This window comes from Salipiger sp. PrR002, from assembly GCF_010500775.1.
In the GTDB taxonomy this organism is placed as follows: domain Bacteria; phylum Pseudomonadota; class Alphaproteobacteria; order Rhodobacterales; family Rhodobacteraceae; genus Salipiger.
Map to the genome: position 1 here is coordinate 1 of NZ_JAAGOU010000075.1, position 3,110 is coordinate 3,110.

Annotated in this window: 4 protein-coding genes; 3 read left to right on the forward strand and 1 reads right to left on the reverse strand. The window is 64.9% G+C overall.

Annotation, left to right across the window (positions count from 1 at the left end; genetic code table 11):
* On the reverse strand, nt 1-392 hold a 392-nt coding region (locus G0A00_RS26075), incomplete at its 3' end, for a hypothetical protein (RefSeq protein ID WP_203595527.1).
* A 65-nt stretch (nt 393-457) separates the two neighbouring features.
* On the opposite strand from G0A00_RS26075, the gene G0A00_RS26080 reads away from it, so the two are divergent.
* From G0A00_RS26080 to G0A00_RS26090, 3 genes are all read left to right on the forward strand, one after another.
* Nucleotides 458-829 (forward strand): PepSY domain-containing protein, encoded by a 372-nt coding sequence (locus G0A00_RS26080; protein ID WP_164185589.1) that lies wholly within the window; start codon nt 458-460, stop codon nt 827-829.
* Nucleotides 830-902: 73 nt separating this feature from the next.
* On the forward strand, nt 903-1,574 hold the full coding sequence (locus G0A00_RS26085; protein WP_116599941.1) for a response regulator transcription factor: 672 nt from the start codon (nt 903-905) through the stop codon (nt 1,572-1,574).
* Nucleotides 1,571-2,875 (forward strand): HAMP domain-containing sensor histidine kinase, encoded by a 1,305-nt coding sequence (locus G0A00_RS26090; RefSeq protein WP_164185588.1) that lies wholly within the window; start codon nt 1,571-1,573, stop codon nt 2,873-2,875. Before G0A00_RS26085 ends, G0A00_RS26090 begins: the two co-directional genes overlap by 4 nt.
* Nucleotides 2,876-3,110: the final 235 nt, after the last annotated feature.

Below are 3,110 nucleotides of genomic sequence, written 5' to 3' on the forward strand. Positions count from 1 at the left end.
AGCTCCTCCTCAGCGTCATCCCAGGCGGTTTCGAGGTCGGTGATCCGCGTCTCTGCGGCGACAAGATCGCCGGTCGCCGCGATCTTCTGCGTGTCGCTCACGATCGCCGCGAATTTCGACATATCGCCAAGCGGCGGTACCGCACTCTGCTGCGCTGGAGCCGCCGGGGTGCCGACGATAAAATGTTCCACACCGGAGAAGACTGCCACAGGGAGGGAAATCAGCGCCGTGGCGAGCAGGAGTTGTTTCATGTCGAAATCCTCACCGAAATGGTCGATGAGGTCGTTCTGAGGCTCGGCGTCTGCGCCCGTCTGACGGGAAGGTTGGGAAACCGTAATGTAACGGCGTTCGGCATTACGGATTTTCAATCTCGCCGTCACGCGCCGCCACATGGCGCAGCCCATCTCTCTGTCACGAGGCCACGGCACGCCGCCGGGCCCGCAGAGGAGAAAGACCCATGAAACGCATCATCCCCCTGACCCTGATCCCCGTGACCCTCGCCGCCGGCGTGGCCGGTGCCGCCTGGGCGGGCAGCGAGACGACCGCGGAAATGACGGATGCCGAGGAAATCCAGGCGGTCCAGGCGAGCGGCATGACCCTGACACAGGCTGTCGATACCGCGCAAAAAGAGACCGGCGGCATCGCGATCTCGGCGGGCTGGGAGGACAACGACCAGGGCGTCTGGGGTTACGAGGTCGAGATCGCCGACGCCTCCAGCGCGATGCAGACCTGGTTCGTCGATCCCTCCAGCGGCGCGGTGACCAAGGTGACGGAAGCCGATGACGACGATGATCACGAGCAGGACGAGGACGGCGAGGACAACGACTGACAGGCGCAGTCCCGTCCGCTACAACCGCTTGGGCGGCAGGGTTTCCCTGCCGCCCCTATCTTTGGGAGGCCCAATGCATATCCTCGTCATCGAAGACGATCCCACGACCGGAGACTATGTCGCCACCGGCCTGCGCGCCGAGGGCCATGTGGTTGACCTGCTGGACAATGGCCGCGACGGGCTGATGCAGGCGATGACGGCCAGCTACGACGTGATGGTGCTCGACCGGATGGTGCCCGATGTCGACGGCATGTCGATCCTGCGCACGTTGCGCGCGTCGAAGAACCCGGTGCCGGTCCTGTTGCTGACCGCGCTCGGTGGCATCGAGGACCGTATCGACGGGCTGAACGCCGGGGCCGACGACTACCTGACAAAGCCCTTCGCCTTCGGCGAGCTTTCCGCCCGCCTTGCCGCTCTGGCGCGCCGTCCGCCGCCCTCGGACGAGCCGACGGTGCTGCGGGCGCGCGATCTTGAGATGAACCTGCTGACCCGCAAGGTCACACGGGGCGGCCAGCCAATCGACCTGCAGCCGCGCGAATTTGCGCTGCTCGAACACCTGCTGCGCCGCAAGGGCCGGGTGCAGACGCGGACCATGCTGCTCGAAGGCGTCTGGGACATCCATTTCGACCCGCAGACAAACGTGGTCGAAAGCCACATGAGCCGGCTGCGGACCAAGATCGACAAGCCCTTCGAAGTGACGCTGATCGAAACCGTGCGCGGCTCGGGCTATCGGATCGCCGAATGACACGCTTCCGATCGACGCCGCTGCGCCTCTCGGTGATGCTGATCGCGGTCTTTACTGTCTTCATCTCGGTCGGGCTCGGCATAGCCTATGTGATCATGCACCGGGCACTCAGTACGGATATCGCCCTTCGTGCCGACCAGATCATCGCCGAGATACGGGCGATACCGGACCCGGAAGAGCGGCTTGAGCGCACGTCTGAAATTGCTACGGCCGCAGACACGAGCGCGCTGCTAATTCGGTTCGAGATGAATGGAAAAACAATTGCCAATGTTCCATCAGATTTGCCCGTTGGCATCGTGACTGACGATGAGATTGATCTGCCCGAGCCTCTCGCCGACAGTTATCTGGTGCGGCATGCGAATCTTGAGACCGGTTGGCTGACGGTGGCGAGCGGTCGAGAAAGCCTCTCCGAACTTCAGGAAACCTTCATCGCAATCCTTGGCTTTGCCCTTCTCCCGGCGCTCATGCTGACCTCGGCCATCGGCATTGTCGTGGTACGCCGGACGACGGCACGCGTGGAGGCGATCCGCGGTACGCTACACGCACTGAGCGAAGGAGATTTTGCGGCACGGGTTTGTGCGCCGCACCCAGACACCGACCTCGGTGATATATCGCGCGACCTCGACCGCATGGCCGAAGCGCAGGAGGCCGCTGTCGGGGCCTTGCGCCAGATCGGTGCGGACATTGCCCATGATCTCAAGACTCCGATCCAGCGCGTCGCGGTGCGGCTCGAGCGGCTTGGCGAGAGTGACCTGCCGGAGCCGGTGCGGCAGCACCTCGATCAGGCCAGCATCGAGACCGCGCAGATCATCGCGACCTTCCAGTCGCTGCTGCAGATCGCGCAGCTCGAAGGCGGCCAGGGGCGCGAGGCGTTCACCAGCGTGGACCTTGGTGCATTGCTTGAAGACATGGCAGAGATTTATGGTCCCTCTGCCGAAGATGCAGGCTCTACGCTGACCTGCTCGGTGTCGGGGCCGCTCCCGGTGAGCGGCGATCGTCATCTGCTGTCGCGCCTGGTCGCGAACCTCATCGAGAACGCCCTGCGCCACGCGCCGGGCACCGAGATCGAGCTCTCGCTCTCCGGTCGGATGCTCACCGTCAGAGACGGCGGTCCCGGCATTCCCGCAGGCCAGCGCGATTATGTCCTGCGTCGCCTCGCGCGGCTTGAGGCCAGCCGGTCAACGCCGGGCTCAGGGTTGGGGCTGGCGCTGGTCAAGGCCATTGCCGACCTCCATGGCGCCGATCTTACACTTGGCGACGCGCAGCCGGGGACGTTGGTCACCGTTACCTTCCCGGGCTGACCAGAAAGGCCCGGCGGGAGGGACACCGCCGGGCCCAGTTGGGACGCCGAAACAAGGGCGGGACGGTACGCGCGGCGTCCTGGCAGTTTCAGATGGGCGCGGCCTCGGCATTGACGGGATGCGCGGCCTCGGATCTCAGGTCGGTGGCGCGGCGCTCGGCCTCAGCGAGGATCTGCGGGCCGGCGAGCCGAACGGCAAGCGTGATGACAAGGCCGACGATCATGGCAACGCCCAT